The following is an 18,002-nucleotide window of genomic DNA, read 5'->3' as shown; positions in this document are numbered from 1 at the left end:
CGTCACGGAAACGTCCCCACGTAGTACCCGACGCCATGGGGCGCACCGCGGTACAGCTCGCGACCTGGGGACGCCGACGGCCCCAGCAGCCCGGCCAGCACCTGGAACGCGACGCGCGCGCCGATGCCGATCGGCAGATCGGTCAGAGCCGCGGTGTCACCCGCGGCGAGTGCGTCGTCCAGCGCCGCCTGCACCGCGATGGAGTCGGGGTCGAAGCCACCAGGGGCCGCCGCAGTGAGGGTGTTCGCACCGTCGGCGACGACGAGCACACCGACGGACTCGGGGGCGGCGTCGGCCTCGGCGCGCAGCGCCCGACCCCTGGCCAGCGCGGCGTCGGGGTCGTGGTCGGCGGCGTACACCCAAGCCTCGGCGCTGGCCAGCGGCGCATGGAACGTCCTGGCCCAGGCGGCGATCAGGACGCCGAGGGGCAACGGCTTGGGCTCCCCCGCCGCGGTCGGCGACAGACCCACCCGGACGTCGACCCCGTAACCGCCGAAGCTTCCGACGGCACCCGGACCGACGACGCCGTCCGCGGCACCGAGGCCGACGGTGAACCAGCGGTCGGGCAACCCCGCCACGGCCGCGGCCACCGCGCTCGAGAGGTCGGCCAGCTCGGGGGCCGCTCCGGTGGCGAGTTCGGGCACCAGCACGGGTGCCGACGGGATCACGGCGATGGCGCTCAGCACGCCATCACGCTAGTCAGCACCGCGCCGAAGCGCCCCTGGGGCCGCCTTCGCGACGCCCCGCGGCGACTGCTCGTGCGAAGCCGTGGGCACGCCGCGACCCGACCTGCTTGAATAGCCCTGCACAATCAGCAGAAGCACCGCTATCGGGCGCCGCGTTGCGCGGCAGGAGCGTGGTTCATCCGCGCAGAGGGCACGAGGTTGCAGGACATGACGACCAGCGAGTCAGGCAGTGAGTCGGGCGGAGCACCCAGCCCCGCACCCAGGCCCGCCCCCCGGCCAGGACCCCCGCGCCCCGCTCCGCGCCCAGGCAGCGCCGCGCCGACGGTGGTCAAGCCGCCGACGACCGATCCCCACCGCTTCGGCCGGGTCGACGACGACGGCACCGTTTGGCTAATCACCGCCGCGGGTGAACGCATCGTCGGCTCCTGGCAGGCAGGCGAGCACGAAGCGGCGTACGCGCACTTCGGGCGCCGTTACGACGACCTGGCCACCGAGGTCGCGCTGATGGAGCGCCGGCTCGAGTCGGGCGCCGGTGACGCCCGCAAGATCAAGTCCGCGGCCGCCGCGCTGGCCGACACCCTGCCCACGGCCTCGGTCCTCGGGGACGTCGACGCCCTGGCCGCACGGCTGACCGTCATCGTCGAGCACGCCGACTCCCATGCCGCCGAGGAACGCCAGAAGCGCGACGAGCATCGCGCCAGCCAGACTGCGCGCAAGGAGGCGCTGGCGGTCGAGGCCGAGGACATCGCGGCCAACGCGACGCAGTGGAAGGCCGCGGGTGACCGCCTGCGGGAGATCCTCGACGAGTGGCGCACCGTCACCGGACTGGACCGCAAGACCGACGACGCCCTCTGGAAGCGTTACTCGGCGGCGCGCGAGACCTTCAACCGGCGCAGGGGCTCGCACTTCGCCGAGCTCGACCGCGAACGCGTGGGCACCCGGCAGGCCAAGGAGGCGCTGTGCGAGCGCGCCGAACAGCTCGCCGACTCCACCGACTGGAGCGCCACCGCCGCCACGTTCCGCGACATGCTGACGGAGTGGAAGGCGGCGGGTCGCGCCGCCAAGGACGTCGACGACGCCCTGTGGAAGCGCTTCAAGGGCGCCCAGGACAAGTTCTTCAAGGCCCGCAACGCCGTGAACGCCGAGCGCGACGCCGAGTTCGAGGCCAATGCCGCCGCCAAGGAGGCGCTGCTCGCCGAGGCCGAGGCCATCGACCTGTCTGACGCCGACGCCGCTCGGGCGGCGCTGCGCACGGTCGGCGCGAAGTGGGATGCCGTCGGCAAGGTACCGCGGGAGCGGGCGCCGGAATTCGAACGTCGCATGAAGGCCGCCGAGAAGCGGGTCCGCGACGCCGCGACCACCGCGGGGACCGACCCGGAGGCCCAGGCCAGGGCCGACCAGTTCCGCCTACGCGCCGAACAGTACGAGACCCAGGCCGTCAAGGCCGAGGCGGCAGGACGCACCAAGGACGCCGAGAAGGCCAGGGCCAACGCCGCCCAGTGGCACGAGTGGGCCGAGGCGGCCGTGCAGGCGCTCGGCAAGAAGCGCTAGGCCCCGGCGGCGGGTTTCGGCGGGTCCGCGGGGCCGTCACCGAGGTCAAGCAGTCCCTTGCCGCTCCGTTGGGCGGCTAGCCTGCGGCGTTCCTCCTCGGCGGCCAGCTGCACCGCGGTGCGCGACCACACCACCCTGGCCCAGTGAAACGCCAGCGCGATCACGGCCAACCACCCGATGATCAGGCCGATGCCGGGCCCCGGGTGGGGTTCGGCGACCGTCTGCCGCGACCACACCGCCAGCATGCCGACCGGACAGGCCAGCGCCGAGCCGGCGAGCGCGATCCAGGCCACGCCCCATCGGCGGGTGAGCAGCGCGAGGATCGAGAACCCGACGCTGAAGACCAGCACCAGCCAGACGAACACCCGCGAGGGCAGGGCGATCGCCTCGCGAATGGCGACGTCGTCGCCGACGAGCACGTCGAGACCGCGGGCGCCGCCGGTGTGCGGGAGCACGTAGGAGATCAGGATGACGAAGACCAGGATGGCCACGACCAAAGCCCTTGCGCCTGGGTCGATCTCGCGGGCGACGCGCCGTTCGGCGTCTTCCAGGTCACCCTTGAAGTCGTCGAAGTCCGCCTCACCGCGGTCACGGCGGTTCATCGACCGCACCCGTTCACGACGGGGCGCGGGGCGGGCATCCCGATGCCCGGCAAGCCGAGTCCGACGGCGGTGCCCGTCGTGACCCTGCGACCCGCTTCGTGGGCGTCACCGGCGAGAGTGCGGCGATGCTCGATCAGGGCGGCGTCGGCGATCAGGTGGTGGGGGGCGGCGCTGGTCACCGTGGTGGTGACGACGTCACCGGGCCGGATCGTCCGGTCACCGGGGGCGAAGTGCACCAGCCGCCCGTCGCGGGCGCGGCCCGACATCCGTGCGGTGCTGGAGTCCTTGCGTCCCTCACCGGTGGCCACCAGCAGTTCCACGACGGTTCCGATCTGGGCGGCGTTCTCCTCCAGCGAGATCCGCTCCTGCAATTCGATGAGACGCATGTATCGCTCCTGCACGACGTCCTTGGATACCTGGCCGGGCAGCTCGGCAGCCGGGGTGCCCGGGCGCTTGGAGTACTGGAACGTGAAGGCACTGGCGAACCGGGCCCGTTCGACGACGTCGAGGGTGGCGGCGAAGTCGGCCTCGGTCTCCCCAGGGAATCCGACGATCAGGTCGGTGGTGATGGCGGCGTGCGGGATGGCCTCGCGGACGCGGTCGATGATGCCCAGGAAGCGGTCGGCGCGGTAGGACCGGCGCATCTCCTTGAGGATGCGGTCCGAACCGGACTGCAACGGCATGTGCAGCGTCGGGCACACGTTGGGAGTACTCGCCATCGCCTCGATGACGTCGTCGGTGAACTCCGCCGGGTGCGGCGAGGTGAACCGGACCCGCTCCAGCCCGTCGATGGCGCCGCAGGCGCGCAGCAGCTTGGCGAAGGCGCCGCGGTCGCGAGGCAGCGCCGCGTCCCAGTTCGTCGGGTCCTCCTGCAAGTGCTCGTCGGCCCAGGAGACGCCGTAGGCGTTCACGTTCTGTCCGAGCAGCGTGACCTCGAGGACGCCCTGGTCGACCAGCGACTGGACCTCGGCCAGCACGTCGCCGGGCCTGCGGTCGGTCTCCTTGCCGCGCAGCGAGGGCACGATGCAGAACGTGCAGGTGTTGTTGCACCCGACCGAGATGGAAACCCATGCAGCATAAGACGATTCACGCGACGCCGGCAGGGTCGACGGGAATTCTCGAAGCGATTCGGCGATCTCGACCTGAGCCGCCCGGTTGTGCCTGGCGCGTTCGAGCAGCGTTGGCAGCGAGCCGATGTTGTGGGTGCCGAAGACCACGTCGACCCACGGTGCCCGCGTCAGGACGGCGTCGCGGTCCTTCTGCGCCAGGCAGCCGCCGACGGCGATCTGCATGTCCGGGTTGGCCTCTTTGCGAGGCACCAGGTGGCTGATGTTGCCGTAGAGCTTGTTGTCGGCGTTCTCGCGGACCGCGCAGGTGTTGAACACCACCACGTCGGCGTCGGTGCCATCGGCGGCGCGGCGGTAGCCCGCCTCCTCCAGCAGCCCGGCAAGGCGCTCGGAGTCGTGCACGTTCATCTGACAGCCGTAGGTGCGCACCTGGAACGTGCGCTGGGTGCGTGCGGGGCCGATGGACACGGGGTCGACCACTTCCGCCTCACGCGTCGCCATCGAAGTCACGTACCCAATCGTACGGGCGAGCCCGCCGCTTCCAAACTTCCCGGATCGACCAGACCCCGGCGAGCTGGAGGTTGGCTGGGTAAGGTCTGTGCGCATGGAGACCGACCAGTCGGGGGCCGAGGCCAAGGGTCCGACTTCGGCGACCGTGCCGATGATCTCGATGAAGGGCGTCGACAAGCACTTCGGCAGCCTGCACGTCCTCAAGCACATCGACCTCGAAATCGATCGCGGCCAGGTGGTGGTGGTCCTCGGACCGTCGGGATCGGGCAAGTCGACGTTGTGCCGTACCATCAACCGTCTCGAGCCGATCGACTCCGGCACCATCGCGATCGACGGCGAGACACTACCGGAGGAAGGCCGCAAGCTCGCCCAGTTGCGCTCCGACGTCGGCATGGTGTTCCAGTCCTTCAATCTGTTCGCGCACAAGACGATTCTGCAGAACGTCACCCTCGCGCCGATGCTGGTGCGCAAGCAGTCCAAGGAGAAGGCGCGCGAATCGGCGATGGCGCTGCTCGAGCGCGTCGGCATCGCCAATCAGGCCGACAAGTACCCCGCTCAGCTCTCCGGCGGTCAGCAGCAACGCGTGGCGATCGCGCGCTCGCTGGCGATGAACCCCAAGGTGATGTTGTTCGACGAGCCCACCAGCGCACTGGATCCCGAGATGATCAACGAGGTGCTGGCCGTGATGACCTCGCTGGCAGAGGAGGGCATGACCATGGTCGTGGTGACGCACGAGATGGGCTTCGCCCGGCGGGCGTCGGATCGCATCATCTTCATGGCCGACGGCGCGATCGTCGAGGATGCGGCACCCGAAGAGTTCTTCTCCAACCCCAAGTCCGACCGCGCGAAGGACTTCCTCGGCAAGATCCTCAACCACTAACGCTTCGGCGAAAGGAATACTGCTGTGCGCTCTTCAAGCAAGCCGTCTCTGCGCTTCCGGATGGCGGCCGCCCTGGCACTCGCCGTGGCGCTTCCGCTGTCCGTGACCGCCTGCGGTGGCGGCAGCTCGGGCGGTGGCGACACCATCGTGATCGGCACGAAGTTCGATCAGCCCGGCCTCGGCTTGAAGAACCCGGACGGCTCGATGAGCGGATTCGACGTCGACGTCGCCACCTACGTGGCCAAGGAGCTCGGGTACGCCCCCGACAAGATCGAATGGAAGGAATCGCCGTCCGCGCAGCGCGAGACGCTGATCCAGAACGGTCAGGTCAAGTTCATCGCCGCGACCTACTCCATCACCGACGCCCGCAAGGAGAAGGTGTCCTTCGCCGGGCCGTATCTGGTCACCGGGCAGAGCCTGCTGGTGAAGGCCGACAACACCGACATCACCGGCCCGGATTCGCTGCAGAACAACAAGAAGCTGTGCTCGGTGTCGGGGTCGACGCCCGCGCAGCGCATCAAGGACAAGTACCCGGGCGTGCAGCTGCAGCAGTACGACACGTACTCGGCGTGCATCGAGGCGCTGAAGAACGGCGCGATCGACGCCGTCACCACCGACGAGGTCATCCTCGCCGGGTACGCCGCGCAGAGTCCCGGCACCTTCAAGATCGTCGGTCAGCCGTTCTCCGAGGAGAACTACGGCATCGGCCTGAAGAAGGGCGACACCGAACTGCAGACCAAGATCAACGACGCCATCACGAAGATGGAGTCCGACGGTTCGTGGAAGGCGGCCTTCGAGAAGAATCTCGGACCGGCCGGCATCGCGACGCCGGCGCCGCCGGCGCTCGACAAGTCCTAGAGCGCTAGCGCAGCGGAGTCCACGTGGAGATCTTCTCCGAGTATCGGGACCAGATCTTCGAGGCGTTCTGGACCACGATCCAGTTGACGGTCTATTCGGCCGTCGGGGCACTGGTCCTCGGCACGGTGCTGGCCGCGATGCGGCTGGCACCGGTGCCGATGCTCAACTGGCTCGGCACGACGTACGTCAACGTGGTGCGCAATACCCCGTTGACGCTGATCATCCTGTTCTGCTCGTTCGGTCTGGCCCAGACGTTGGGCATCACCCTGGTCGATGCGCAGTCGAGGACGTCGATCGAGGACAGCAACTTCCGCCTGGCGGTGCTCGGGCTGACCGTCTACACCGCCTCGTTCGTGTGCGAGACGGTCCGCGCCGGAGTGAACACCGTCCCGCTCGGACAGGCCGAGGCAGCCAGATCCCTCGGCCTCACGTTCGGTCAGAATCTGCGAATCGTATTGCTGCCGCAAGCCTTTCGCGCGGTGATCATCCCCCTGGGCTCGGTGCTGATCGCCTTGACGAAGAACACCACCATCGCCTCGGCCATCGGGGTCGCCGAGGCCGCACTGCTGATGAAGGAGATGATCGAGAACACGGCCGCCCTGGCCACCGTCGGGGCCATCTTCGCGCTGGGCTTCGTCATCCTGACGTTGCCGCTGGGATTGCTGTTCGGTTGGCTGGGCAAGCGATTGGCGGTGGCGCGGTGATGAGCGCTCGCGCGAAGAACGGACGGACCCGATGAGCGCTCGCGCGAAGAACGGACGGACCCGATGAGCGCTCGCGCGAAGAACGGACAACGCTGATGGGTGCCTCGATCCTGTTCGACATCCCGGGCCGGCGCGCCCGGATCCGCAACCGGGTGATCAGCGCAGTCACGGCCGTCGTGGTGGTGATCGTCGCCTGGGCCATCTACTCCCGGCTGGCGGCCAAGGGCCAACTGACGGCCGCCAAGTGGGAGCCCTTCCTGACGGCCAACCTCTGGAAGACCTACGTCCTGCCAGGCGTGCAGGGCACCTTGACGGCGGCGGCGGTGTCGATCGTGCTGGCCCTGCTGCTGGGCTTCCTGCTCGGCGTCGGCCGCCTGTCGCATCACGGTGGAATCCGGTGGACGTGCTCGGTGATCGTGGAATTCTTCCGCGCCGTACCCGTGCTGATCATGATGATCTTCGCGTACTTCCTCTATGCGACCTATGACGTGTTTCCCTCCAAGCACCTCGCCCTGGCGGGTGTCATCACGGGGTTGACGCTGTACAACGGCGCGGTTATCGCCGAGATCGTGCGCGCGGGGGTCAATGCCCTGCCCCGCGGTCAGGCCGAGGCCGCCGAGGCTCTCGGGTTGAGCTGGGTCCAGACCATGCGGTCCGTTCTGCTGCCGCAGGCCATCACGTCGATGCTTCCGGTGCTGGTGTCACAGATGGTCGTGGTGCTCAAGGACACCGCGATCGGCTACCAGATCACGTTCTTGGAGATGGTGCGCCAAGGCACGCAGGTCGGGTCGGCGTACGGCAACTACGTGCCCGCCCTGATCGTCATCGCCGTCTTGATGATCTGCGTCAACTTCGGCCTCGGCGCCGTCGCGACCTGGCTCGAGGGCCGGCTGCGCCGGTCGAAGCGCGGGCCGGAGCCGATGCATGTCGCACCGGTCACTCAGGGATCGTTCGGCGCTGGCGCCGGCGGGACGATCTGACGGGCACCATCAGACACTGACCGCGCGGTGGGGTCGTCAGACCCGGCGGCGTTCGCGCTCGCCGGCCAGGGCGATCTTGACCACCTCGAAGGCCATCGACTGGCCATAGCCGCGGCGGGCCAGCATGCCGACCAGCCGGCGGATCACCTTGACGTCGTCGGCCTCGTCGCCGAGCCGCTCGCGCCGGAGCTTGTCGGCGACGAGTTGCTCGGCGCGGACGCGTTCGGCGTCGTTGTCGACGTCGGCCAGCGCCTCGGCGATGAGTTCGTCGTCGACGCCCTTGGTTCGCAGTTCAGCCGCAAGCGCACGTCGTCCCTTGCCCGCAACCGCGTGCCGGGACCGCACCCACTGCTCGGCGAAGTCCCGATCGTCGACCAATCCGACCTGCGCCAACCGATCCAGCACCCGCCCGGCGACGTCGTCGGGGTATCCCCGCTTGGTCAGCGCGGCAGCCAGTTGAGCCCGGGTGCGGGCCCGCGCGGTGAGCAGGCGCAGGCACAGATCCCGCGCCTGCTCCTCGCGCGGCTCAGAAGTCGACTGGGGCGGGCAGGGCTTCGACATTGGTCACGTCGTCGGTCAACACGGCTCCGATGCCGAGCTTCTCCTTGATCTTCTTCTCGATCTCGGCGCCTACCTCAGGGTTCTCCAGCAGGAACTTGCGGGCGTTCTCCTTGCCCTGGCCCAGCTGTTCGCCTTCGTAGGTGAACCAGGAGCCGGACTTGCGGACGAAGCCGTGCTCGACGCCCATGTCGATGAGCGAGCCCTCCTTGGAGATGCCCTTGCCATAGAGGATGTCGAACTCGGCCTGCTTGAACGGCGGGGACACCTTGTTCTTGACGACCTTGACCCTGGTCCGGTTGCCGACGGCGTCGGTGCCATCCTTGAGGGTCTCGATGCGCCGCACGTCGAGGCGGACCGAGGCGTAGAACTTCAGCGCCTTGCCGCCCGTGGTGGTCTCGGGGGAACCGAACATCACGCCGATCTTCTCGCGCAGCTGGTTGATGAAGATCGCGGTGGTGCCCGAGTTGTTCAGGGCGCCGGTGATCTTGCGCAGCGCCTGGCTCATCAGGCGGGCCTGCAGACCGACGTGACTGTCCCCCATCTCGCCCTCGATCTCGGCGCGCGGCACCAGGGCGGCCACCGAGTCGATGACCAGGATGTCCAGTGCACCGGACCGGATCAGCATGTCGGCGATCTCGAGGGCCTGCTCACCGGTGTCGGGCTGGGACACCAGCAGCGAATCGGTGTCCACGCCGAGCTTCTTGGCGTAGTCCGGATCCAGCGCGTGCTCGGCGTCGATGAACGCGGCGATGCCGCCGGCCGCCTGCGCGTTGGCCACCGCGTGCAGAGCAACGGTGGTCTTACCCGAGGACTCCGGCCCATAGATCTCGACGACCCGGCCGCGGGGCAGCCCGCCGATGCCGAGCGCGACGTCCAGCGCGATCGATCCGGTCGGGATGACCGAGATCGGTTGGCGCACCTCCTCGCCGAGTCGCATCACCGAGCCCTTGCCGTGGCTCTTCTCGATCTGGGCGAGGGCAAGCTCGAGGGCCTTTTCGCGATCTGGGGCTTGTGCCATGGTGGTCGTCTCCGTCCTAGTGAGTTCTCGATCGGTTCGATCGGTTGGCTGCGACGCTAGAACAGGCCACCGACAGATCCCGTCGAACACCGCCCACATTAGACGAACACCTGTTCGATTCAAGTGGACACGCCGAGGACGTCGACGGCTAGCGAATCACCACTGCTCGCGGGGCACGTCGAAGTCCGAGCACAGTGCCCGCCACACCTCGCGCGGATCGATTCCCGCCTCGATGGCCTGCGCCGGGGTACGCCCACCAAGGCTGGTCAGCACGTGGTCGACGAGCAGGGAGGCGCCTCGCACCTCACCGAACTGCCCATCGACGAGTTCGCGGAATTCCGTCAGCCGCACGAGACCAACCTACCGACGTCCGCTCAGTCCGTCGTGGCACACCCGTACCGGATCGGCCACCGCCTCGACACCCGCCCGCGCGCGCCGAGCCGCCTCCCGATGGGTGGGCGACGCCAGCACCTCGGCCACCGCCGTCGTCAGCGCTTCTGCGGTGAGCGGTCTGACCAACTTGCCACTGCCTTGGCGCACAACGCGATTGGCGATCTCCCACTGGTCTCCCCCACCCGGCACGACCACCATCGGCACGCCCGCGAGCAAGGTCTTGGAGACCATGCCGTGGCCACCGCCGCAGATCACCAGGTCGGCGTGCCTCAGCAGTTCGTCCTGCCGGCCCAGCCCGTCGACCGCCCACGGCGGAAGCGCACGGTCGGACCCACCGAGCCGGGACACCACCACCCGCGACCCTTCCGGCAGGGTGTCCCCGGGCACCAGCGACTGCAGTGCCACCTCGGCGAGCCCACGGGTGCCCGTCATCGCCGTCGACGGCGCGACGACCACCACCGGCCCCCTCCCCGGCGGCACGTCGAGCACCGCGGAGGTGGGCTCGAAGTGCAGCGGACCCACGACCACCGCCTCCGCGGGCCAATCGGGCCGGGGCACCTCCAGGGCGGGCAGCGTCGCGATGAGTCGTCGGCGCGGGCCAGGATCGGGGGCCGGCAGCCCGATCTCGGCGCGGGCGGCCGACCGCTGCCGCAGCCCCAGGCGCGTCGAGCGCGCCGTCAACGCGCGCATCACCGCGTCCCGCAGCCTGCCGCGCACGCCGACCCCGGGAGCCAGTCCGCTGCCCAGCGGCGGCAACCCCTTCGACGGCTGGTATAGCGGGTGCGGGTCGAGCTCGACCCACGGGAGGCCGAGCAACTCCGCGGCCATCCCGCCGGCAGCCGTGATCACGTCGGACACCACCAGCTCGAGGTCCATCTCTCGCAGTCGTGGCGCGTTGAGCACGGCCATTCGCGCGGCCCGGCGGTGCATCTTGGCGCCGGCGTCGGCGTCGTCGTCCCCGTCCACCGGATCGAGGCCGTCTAGAAGCGTCGCGTCGATGCCGGCAGTACGCGCCGTCGGCAGCCATTCGGCCCCGGTGAGCAGCGTCGGATGGTCACCGGCCGCCAGGAACCTCAGGCACAGCGCGATGGCAGGAAAGGCATGCCCCGGGTCGGGACCCGCCACCACGGCCACGCGCATCGCCCCACCCTGTCACAGCCGCCACGACGGACCCCTGGCATGGTCCGCGGAAGATTAAGCTGTGGCCATGACCGACCAGACGTCGACAGTCGCGAACGGCACCAACTCGCGCACCGTAGAGGCCTTCCTCTTCGCGCTGCGAGACCAGGACTTCGCCACCGCCGACTCGCTGCTGGCCGACGATCTGGTGTACGAGAACGTCGGCCTGCCGACCATCCGGGGCCGGGTCCGGGCGATGAAGCTGTTCCGCGCCATGGAGGGACGACTCGGCTTCGACGTCGCGTTTCACCGGATCGCCGAGAACGGACCCGTCGTGCTGAACGAACGCACCGACGCGCTCGTCTTCGGCCCGCTTCGCGTGCAGTTCTGGGTGTGCGGGGTATTCGAGGTGCACGACGGTCGAATCACGTTGTGGCGGGACTACTTCGATGCACTGGACATGGTGAAGGCGACGGTGCGGGGCATCGCCGGCGTGGCCATCCCGGCGCTGCGGCCGGCGTTCTGATGGCGGAGTCCACCGAAGCCCGCACCAAGCCGAACCTGCTGCAGTACATCGGGTACTGCTACGGCAAGCGCCTCCCGCCCTCGATGCTGCAGTGGGTGGCCGACGACCTGGCCGGCCCGGGCGCCACCTTCCGCATGATGGTGCGGGTGTTCGTCCCTGCAGTGCTGATCCTGACACCGTTCTGGATCATCCCAATGTCGCTGTACCTGCACATGTCGACGACACTGCCGATCCTGATCCCGTTCGTGTTCTTCTCACACGCCCTGAACAAGGTGTGGCGCCGCCACATGCTGCGCAAGCACGGGCTGAGCGGCGACCTCGTCGACTACCGCGCGCGGCAACGCAATTCACACGTCCACGACGCCTATGTCGCCAAGTACGGACCGCGTTCGGGGCCGCCGTCGAGCCACGACGTCTGAGGTCACGCGCCGCGCAGGTGACCGAGCTCGTCGAAGGCCTGCGCCCAGCCGACCAGGCGATCGGTCGCGGTGCCGAGTTCGTGCCGGTACCGCTGGGCCGACATCGGCGAGCTCGACAGCGAGCCCGAATTCGCCGCCGACACCAATTGCGCCGCGGCCGCCACCATCTCGTCGTACTGCCGCACCCCGGCGTCCAGCTGGGTACTGAACGCTCGGATGGTCGGCGCCAGGTGTACGCGCGACTGGGGCGCGGCATTGGCCGCACGCTCCAGCGACACGACCTCGTTGGCCGTCGCAGTCATGGTCGCCGCGGTCTGGTTCGCCGCGGCGACGACGTCGCGCAACTCGTCGGCAGGCAGCATCCTGCCCCGCTCCATCACCCCGAGCAGCGAGAACAGCCCACGCTCGGAGGACGTCAGCGCCGCGATGGGCTGCCGGGCGGCCGAGCCCCATGGCGGGAGACGGCGTGAGCGCCGTTCCGGCGGTAGCGGCGACCGCTTCAGCCAGCGCCAGCGCAGGAATGCCAGGGTCGACAGGAACGCCGCCGCGACGGCGATGGCACCGGGAATCGGCAAGACCCAGGCAGGGATCACGTCCCAGGAGGCGAGCACCCCGGTGACCGCGATCCACAGGCCCGTGGAGAACGCGAAGAACAGCCCTGCCCGCAGGGCCCAGCGGCGCTTGCGCAGCAGCTTGGCCCGCGGATCGGAGGCGGCACCGAGACGCTGCGCCACCACGTCGGTGAACTCGGCTGCGGTGTCGACGCCACGCTGCAGCAGCGTGCGCCACGTCTCGTTGCGACCCATCGGGGAACCCGCTGCCATGTCCGACCTGCCTCGTGAGTTATTGCGAGAGTGGGTTTTCCGGCGTTGCCGCCGGAGGGTTGGTCGCCGGCGTCGCGGGGGCCGACGTGCCGCCTGACGGCAGCGCGTCGCCGCGCATCGACGCCCGGATCTGCTCGAGCCGCGAGTGGCCCGCCATCTGCACGCTGGCCTGCTGGATCTCCATCATCCGGCCCTGGACGGAGTTCTGGGCCAGCTCGGCGGAGCCCATCGCGTTGGCGTAGCGCCGCTCGATCTTGTCCCTGACCTCGTCGAGGCTGGGAGTGCTGCCGGGTGCGGCGATCTCGCTCATCGACTGCAGGGACGCGCTGACCTGCTCCTGCATCTTGGCTTGCTCGAGCTGGCTGAGCAGCTTGCTGCGCTCGGCGATCTTCTGCTGCAGCACCATGGCGTTCTGCTCGACGGCCTTCTTGGCCTGCCCGGCCGCCTGCAGCGCCTGGTCGTGCAGTGTCTTGAGGTCCTCGACACTCTGCTCTGCGGTGACGAGCTGCGCGGCGAACGCCTCGGCGGCGTTGGTGTACTCGGTGGCCTTGGCCGCGTCACCCGCCGCGGTGGCCTGGTCGGCCAGCGTCAGCGCCTGGCGCACGTTGACCTGGAGCTTCTCGATGTCGGCGAGCTGGCGGTTGAGCCGCATCTCCAGCTGTCGCTGATTGCCGATCACCGAGGCGGCCTGCTGGGTCAGCCCCTGGTGCTGGCGCTGCGCTTCCTCGATGGCCTGCTGGATCTGGACCTTCGGATCGGCGTACTCGTCGACCTTGGAGCTGAACAGCGCCATGAGGTACTTCCACGCCTTGCTGAACGGATTGGCCATCGGAACGTTTCCGCCTTCGTGTCGAATTGGGGCCGCTGTATCGCCCCGTGGATGGGCTCCCGTAGAAAGCTGTGCTTTCGCTACCCGCCAACTTATCGGTTGCACGCAGATCGCCACACCCCTTGCCGACGTTTCCGCCGGGCAGGGGTGCGGATCCGCTCAGGCCACCGCCATCGAGGCGGGCTGCGGAATGACCACCCGGGTGGCCAGGTCGATGTTGGCCGCGCTGGCCGCTCCGACCGGGCGTGGCGCAGCCTGTTCGTGGCGCTCCATGGTCTCCCCGGCGTCGGAGAGCACCCGCGACAGCGGCACCTCGAGCGCACTGCAAATGGCGCTCAGCAATTCGCTGGAGGCTTCCTTGCGGCCGCGCTCCACCTCCGAGAGGTAGCCCAGGCTCACGCGGGCGTCATCGGACACCTCACGCAGCGTCCGTCCCTGCGAGAGCCGGGCTTGACGCAGCACGTCGCCGATCACTTCGCGAAGCAATGTCGTCATCGCGGTCTCCTCACAACGAAAGACGGGGTCACAGTTCTATTCGCGTTCACTATCAAGCAGAACGCCCGCACCCGCCGGATTGGTTCCCGACCGGCGCCGCGGGTGCGTCACGCCCGGGCGACGCGGAAGGCCGTCACCAGGTAGTCCACGCCGGTGACCACGGTCAGGACGATCGCCGCCCACATCAGTACCCACGCCCCGGTCAGCCATTGCCCCTGCAGCGGGAGGATGAACAGCCCGATCGCGACGGCTTGGACCAGCGTCTTGAGCTTGCCGCCACGGCTGGCCGGGATCACCCCGCCGCGGAGCACTGCGAAGCGCAATCCGGTGACGCCGATCTCACGGGCCAGGATCACCACCGTCACCCACCACGGCAGATCGCCGAGCATGGATAGCCCGATCAGCGCCGCACCGATGAGCGCCTTGTCGGCGATCGGATCGGCGAGCTTGCCGAACTCGGTGACCATGTCGTAGCTGCGGGCTACCGCGCCGTCGAAGCGGTCGGTGATCACCGCCGCGGCGAAGACGATGAAAGCCACGACTCGCCAATAGGTTTGATGACCGTCGGCGACGAAGAGCGCGGCCAGGAAGACGGGCACCAGGACGATGCGGAGCCCCGTGAGGACGTTGGCTACGTTCGCCACACCAGCACGCGGCACCAAGGGATCGACGTCAGACTGGCCTGGCACGGCATCAGAATATCGGTTGAGCGAACCGATACCCTCACTGCTGTGACCGGAGCACCCAATACCGACGATCTCGTGGTGCGTCGCGCCCGCACTTCCGACGTCCCGGAGATCAAGTCTCTGGTCGACGTGTACGCCGGCAAGATCCTCCTCGAGAAGAATCTCGTCACCCTCTACGAGGCCGTCCAGGAGTTCTGGGTGGCCGAACTCGACGGCGAATTGGTCGGCTGCGGCGCGCTCCACGTGCTGTGGGCCGACCTGGGCGAGGTGCGCACGGTCGCGGCACATCCCCGGATGCGAGGCCGCGGCGTGGGGCACGCGGTCGTGGCGCGTCTGCTCGACGTGGCCCGCGAGCTGCGGCTGCAACGCATCTTCGTGCTGACCTTCGAGACCGAGTTCTTCGGGCGGCACGGCTTCAAGGAGATCGAGGGCACGCCGGTGACCGCCGAGGTCTACGAGGAGATGCGCCGGTCCTACGACATCGGCGTCGCGGAGTTCCTCGACCTGTCCTACGTGAAGCCCAACATCCTGGGCAACACCCGAATGCTGCTGACGCTCTAGGAGATCGCACCGCCGTCGACCTGGCGGTGACGGCTACTCGTCGTCGGCGTCGGCCCCGTTCGCGTCCGCGCCGCCGCGGATCAGCATCAGCGTGCCCGCCAGCTCGTCGGGCTTGACCAGTACCTCGCGCGCCTTGGAGCCCTCGGACGGCCCGACGATGTTGCGGGTCTCCATCAGGTCCATCAGGCGGCCCGCCTTGGCGAACCCGACGCGCAGCTTGCGCTGCAGCATCGAGGTCGACCCGAACTGCGAGGACACCACCAGCTCGACGGCCTGCAGGAAGACATCCATGTCGTCGCCGATGTCGGGGTCGACGTCGGAGCGCTCGCTGCCCGGCTTGGCGGCCGTGACGCCCTCGAAGTACTCCGGCTCGGCTTGGGCCTTGGTGGCCTCCACCACGGACTGGATCTCCTCGTCGGAGATGTAGGCACCCTGCATGCGGATGGGCTTGTTGGCGCCCATCGGCAGGAACAGCCCGTCGCCCATGCCGATCAGCTTCTCGGCGCCGGCCTGGTCCAGGATGACGCGGCTGTCGGTGAGCGACGAGGTGGCGAACGCCAGCCGCGACGGCACGTTGGTCTTGATCAGACCCGTGACGACGTCGACCGAGGGCCGCTGCGTGGCCAACACCAGGTGGATGCCGGCGGCCCGCGCCTTCTGCGTGATCCGCACGATGGCGTCCTCGACGTCGCGGGGCGCAGTCATCATCAGGTCGGCGAGCTCGTCGACGATGGCCAGGATGTAGGGGTAAGGCTTGTACACCCGCTCGCTGCCCAGTGGCGCGGTGATCTCGCCGGAGCGCACCTTCTCGTTGAACACGTCGATGTGGCGCACCCGGTTGGCCTGCATGTCCTGGTATCGCTGCTCCATCTCCTCGACCAGCCAGGCCAGGGCCGCGGCGGCCTTCTTGGGCTGGGTGACGATCGGGGTGATGAGGTGCGGAATGCCCTCGTACGGCGTCAATTCCACCATCTTCGGGTCGATCAGGATCATCCTGACCTCGTCGGGGGTGGCCCGCGCGAGGATCGACACCAGCATCGAGTTGACGAAGCTGGACTTACCGGAGCCGGTCGAACCGGCCACCAGCAGGTGCGGCATCTTGGCGAGGTTGGCCGAGATGAAGTCGCCCTCGATGTCCTTGCCGAGGCCGATCACCAGCGGATGGTGATCGCGACGGGTGGACGGCGCGGTCAGCACGTCCGACAGACGCACCATCTCGCGGTCGGTGTTGGGCACCTCGATGCCGACGGCCGACTTGCCCGGGATGGGCGCCAGCATGCGGACGCTCTCGGTGGCCACCGCGTAGGCGATGTTCTTCTGCAGCGCGGTGATCTTCTCGACCTTGACGCCGGGGCCGAGTTCCACCTCGTAGCGGGTGACGGTCGGGCCGCGGGTGCAGCCCGTGACGGCGGCGTCGACCTTGAACTGCTGCAACACCGATTGGATGACCTCGACCATCTTGTCGTTGGCGGCGCTACGTAGCTTGGGCGGGTCGCCCGCGACGAGCAGGTCCAGGGACGGCAGGACGTACGGCCCCTCGACGACGCGGTCGAGGGACAGCGTGTCGGTGTCCTTCGGCTCCGGCTTGGGCTCCTTCTTGCGCCGCGCGCGGACCTTGGGCTCGGGCGCGGTGGGCGTCTCGTCGGCCGGGGGCTCGTCGAGCGGGTAGTTCTCCATCGGCGTGCCGAATCGGCTCGCGGGTTCGGGCTGGGGCGCGCCGGGCCACTGCTTCTCCTCGGCGCGATAGCTGGCGGGATCGTCGTAGTAGCCGTCGGAGAAGTCGTCGTCGGCCGCGGCGAGGCGATCGTCGTCGTACCCGTAGTCCTCGTCGTCGTACTCGTCGTCGTAGACGTCCCCGCGGTGGGCGCCGGCCAGCATCGAGCGCAGCACGGCGGGCACTTCGCGGATCGTCGTGCCGGTCACCAGGAGCAGACCGAAGAGCGCACCCATGATCAACAGCGGCGTGGCGATCCACGGCGTCAGGCCGTCGGACAGAGGACCACCGATGACGAAGCCGACGAATCCGGCCACCCGTTGACGATCGGCCGGGTCGGTCGGCGCTCCGGACCACAGGTGCCAAAGCCCGAGCACCGGCAGTGCGATCATCGCGGTGCCAAGGACCAGCCGAGGGCGGGCCTCGGGGTTCGGCTCGGTGCGCATCAGCACCACTGCCAGCACGGCCAGCAAGATCGGCAGCAGGATGACCGCGGAGCCGATGACGACCCGCACTCCGGCGTCGATCCAACCGCCGACCGGGCGGGCGGCGTCGAACCACGAGCTCGCCGCAAGGACCACGGCCAGTGCCAGTAAGCCCAGCGCGACACCGTCGCGTCGATGTCCCGCGTCGATCTCCCGCGCCCGCCCGACCGATCGCGCGGTCGAACCGGCCCCCCTGGCGAGAACCAGCCAGCCGGCGCGGGCCCCCTTGCCGATCGCGGAGCCCGCGGCGGCGACCGGAGACGAGGTCGTGCGTCGTGGCGCGGGTTTGCGCCGCGGGGCGGCGGGGCGCGTCGAGCGCGTTCGGGGCTTTGAGCTGCTCGAACGAGCCCCCGAACGGGCGGCGGTCTTACTAGCCATGGCCCCAAGACTAGTCGCAAGCACCTCATAATCACCATTAGCCACACAGGTAACAAATCGGCTAACTATCGGCCGACGAAATCCGTAGCAGCTTCCTGTGAACTGCGACCTGCGCCTATCGGAAGGTGGCGACCGTCACCCGCTCCTCCGACGACG

20 protein-coding genes are annotated in these 18,002 nt (G+C 68.9%); 8 read left to right on the top strand and 12 right to left on the bottom strand.

Features of this window, described 5'->3' with window-relative positions; all coding sequences use genetic code 11:
• Positions 1 to 2: 2 nt before the first annotated feature.
• Positions 3 to 686 carry a class III extradiol ring-cleavage dioxygenase family protein gene (locus SBI80_RS13565; protein ID WP_318975315.1) on the bottom strand — a complete coding sequence of 228 codons (684 nt, stop codon included), beginning with the start codon at positions 684 to 686 and terminating at the stop codon, positions 3 to 5.
• 207 nt (positions 687 to 893) lie between these two features.
• Here SBI80_RS13565 and SBI80_RS13560 point away from each other — a divergent pair, with 207 nt between their 5' ends.
• A complete protein-coding gene (locus SBI80_RS13560; protein WP_318975314.1) occupies positions 894 to 2,237 on the top strand; it encodes a DUF349 domain-containing protein in 1,344 nt (447 codons plus the stop codon).
• Here SBI80_RS13560 and SBI80_RS13555 read toward each other — a convergent pair.
• Entirely contained in the window at positions 2,234 to 2,839 is a 606-nt protein-coding gene (locus tag SBI80_RS13555; protein ID WP_318975313.1) for an Rv2732c family membrane protein, read from the bottom strand. The two genes, SBI80_RS13560 and SBI80_RS13555, sit on opposite strands and share 4 nt — an antisense overlap.
• Positions 2,836 to 4,407 (bottom strand): tRNA (N6-isopentenyl adenosine(37)-C2)-methylthiotransferase MiaB, encoded by a 1,572-nt coding sequence (gene miaB / locus SBI80_RS13550; RefSeq protein ID WP_318975750.1) that lies wholly within the window; start codon positions 4,405 to 4,407, stop codon positions 2,836 to 2,838. The genes SBI80_RS13555 and miaB overlap by 4 nt, the downstream gene beginning before the upstream one ends.
• A gap of 160 nt (positions 4,408 to 4,567) precedes the next feature.
• Between miaB and SBI80_RS13545 the strand changes: the two genes are divergently transcribed.
• From SBI80_RS13545 to SBI80_RS13530, 4 genes are all read left to right on the top strand, one after another.
• Entirely contained in the window at positions 4,568 to 5,296 is a 729-nt protein-coding gene (locus tag SBI80_RS13545; RefSeq protein ID WP_318975749.1) for an amino acid ABC transporter ATP-binding protein, read from the top strand.
• 60 nt (positions 5,297 to 5,356) lie between these two features.
• Positions 5,357 to 6,154, top strand: coding sequence for a glutamate ABC transporter substrate-binding protein (locus tag SBI80_RS13540; RefSeq protein WP_318975748.1), 798 nt, complete (start codon positions 5,357 to 5,359; stop codon positions 6,152 to 6,154).
• A 23-nt stretch (positions 6,155 to 6,177) separates the two neighbouring features.
• Positions 6,178 to 6,858 (top strand): amino acid ABC transporter permease, encoded by a 681-nt coding sequence (locus SBI80_RS13535; protein ID WP_318975312.1) that lies wholly within the window; start codon positions 6,178 to 6,180, stop codon positions 6,856 to 6,858.
• 95 nt (positions 6,859 to 6,953) lie between these two features.
• Complete coding sequence (locus SBI80_RS13530) at positions 6,954 to 7,838, top strand: amino acid ABC transporter permease (protein WP_318975311.1); 885 nt, start codon at positions 6,954 to 6,956, stop codon at positions 7,836 to 7,838.
• 36 nt (positions 7,839 to 7,874) lie between these two features.
• Here the strand turns inward: SBI80_RS13530 and recX are convergent, their stop codons facing one another.
• From recX to SBI80_RS13510, 4 genes are all read right to left on the bottom strand, one after another.
• Positions 7,875 to 8,399 carry a recombination regulator RecX gene (gene recX / locus SBI80_RS13525; RefSeq protein WP_318975310.1) on the bottom strand — a complete coding sequence of 175 codons (525 nt, stop codon included), beginning with the start codon at positions 8,397 to 8,399 and terminating at the stop codon, positions 7,875 to 7,877.
• A complete protein-coding gene (gene recA / locus SBI80_RS13520; protein WP_318975309.1) occupies positions 8,365 to 9,417 on the bottom strand; it encodes a recombinase RecA in 1,053 nt (350 codons plus the stop codon). Before recA ends, recX begins: the two co-directional genes overlap by 35 nt.
• 156 nt (positions 9,418 to 9,573) lie before the next feature.
• Entirely contained in the window at positions 9,574 to 9,768 is a 195-nt protein-coding gene (locus tag SBI80_RS13515; protein WP_318975308.1) for a DUF3046 domain-containing protein, read from the bottom strand.
• A gap of 9 nt (positions 9,769 to 9,777) precedes the next feature.
• Positions 9,778 to 10,950 carry a glycosyltransferase gene (locus tag SBI80_RS13510; protein ID WP_318975307.1) on the bottom strand — a complete coding sequence of 391 codons (1,173 nt, stop codon included), beginning with the start codon at positions 10,948 to 10,950 and terminating at the stop codon, positions 9,778 to 9,780.
• A gap of 67 nt (positions 10,951 to 11,017) precedes the next feature.
• Here SBI80_RS13510 and SBI80_RS13505 point away from each other — a divergent pair, with 67 nt between their 5' ends.
• Entirely contained in the window at positions 11,018 to 11,455 is a 438-nt protein-coding gene (locus tag SBI80_RS13505) for a limonene-1,2-epoxide hydrolase family protein (protein WP_318975306.1), read from the top strand.
• Positions 11,455 to 11,874 carry a DUF5313 domain-containing protein gene (locus tag SBI80_RS13500; RefSeq protein WP_318975305.1) on the top strand — a complete coding sequence of 140 codons (420 nt, stop codon included), beginning with the start codon at positions 11,455 to 11,457 and terminating at the stop codon, positions 11,872 to 11,874. The genes SBI80_RS13505 and SBI80_RS13500 overlap by 1 nt, the downstream gene beginning before the upstream one ends.
• Before the next feature lie 2 nt (positions 11,875 to 11,876).
• Here SBI80_RS13500 and pspM read toward each other — a convergent pair whose 3' ends face one another.
• From pspM to pgsA, 4 genes are all read right to left on the bottom strand, one after another.
• Positions 11,877 to 12,698, bottom strand: a complete 822-nt coding sequence (gene pspM, locus SBI80_RS13495; RefSeq protein ID WP_318975304.1) for a phage shock envelope stress response protein PspM — start codon at positions 12,696 to 12,698, stop codon at positions 11,877 to 11,879.
• 19 nt (positions 12,699 to 12,717) lie between these two features.
• Complete coding sequence (gene pspA, locus SBI80_RS13490) at positions 12,718 to 13,527, bottom strand: phage shock protein PspA (protein WP_318975303.1); 810 nt, start codon at positions 13,525 to 13,527, stop codon at positions 12,718 to 12,720.
• A 159-nt stretch (positions 13,528 to 13,686) separates the two neighbouring features.
• A complete protein-coding gene (clgR, locus tag SBI80_RS13485) occupies positions 13,687 to 14,022 on the bottom strand; it encodes a transcriptional regulator ClgR (protein ID WP_318975302.1) in 336 nt (111 codons plus the stop codon).
• Positions 14,023 to 14,129: 107 nt separating this feature from the next.
• A complete protein-coding gene (gene pgsA, locus SBI80_RS13480) occupies positions 14,130 to 14,711 on the bottom strand; it encodes a CDP-diacylglycerol--glycerol-3-phosphate 3-phosphatidyltransferase (protein WP_318975301.1) in 582 nt (193 codons plus the stop codon).
• A gap of 42 nt (positions 14,712 to 14,753) precedes the next feature.
• Here pgsA and SBI80_RS13475 point away from each other — a divergent pair, with 42 nt between their 5' ends.
• Complete coding sequence (locus SBI80_RS13475; RefSeq protein ID WP_318975300.1) at positions 14,754 to 15,269, top strand: amino-acid N-acetyltransferase; 516 nt, start codon at positions 14,754 to 14,756, stop codon at positions 15,267 to 15,269.
• A gap of 33 nt (positions 15,270 to 15,302) precedes the next feature.
• Here the strand turns inward: SBI80_RS13475 and SBI80_RS13470 are convergent, their stop codons facing one another.
• Entirely contained in the window at positions 15,303 to 17,846 is a 2,544-nt protein-coding gene (locus SBI80_RS13470) for an FtsK/SpoIIIE family DNA translocase (RefSeq protein WP_318975299.1), read from the bottom strand.
• Between the last annotated feature and the right edge of the window lie 156 nt (positions 17,847 to 18,002).

The organism is Mycolicibacterium sichuanense (genome assembly GCF_033741125.1).
GTDB lineage: Bacteria > Actinomycetota > Actinomycetes > Mycobacteriales > Mycobacteriaceae > Mycobacterium.
Note: the sequence above shows the minus strand (reverse complement) of the source record. Positions and strands in the feature narration are given on the sequence as shown.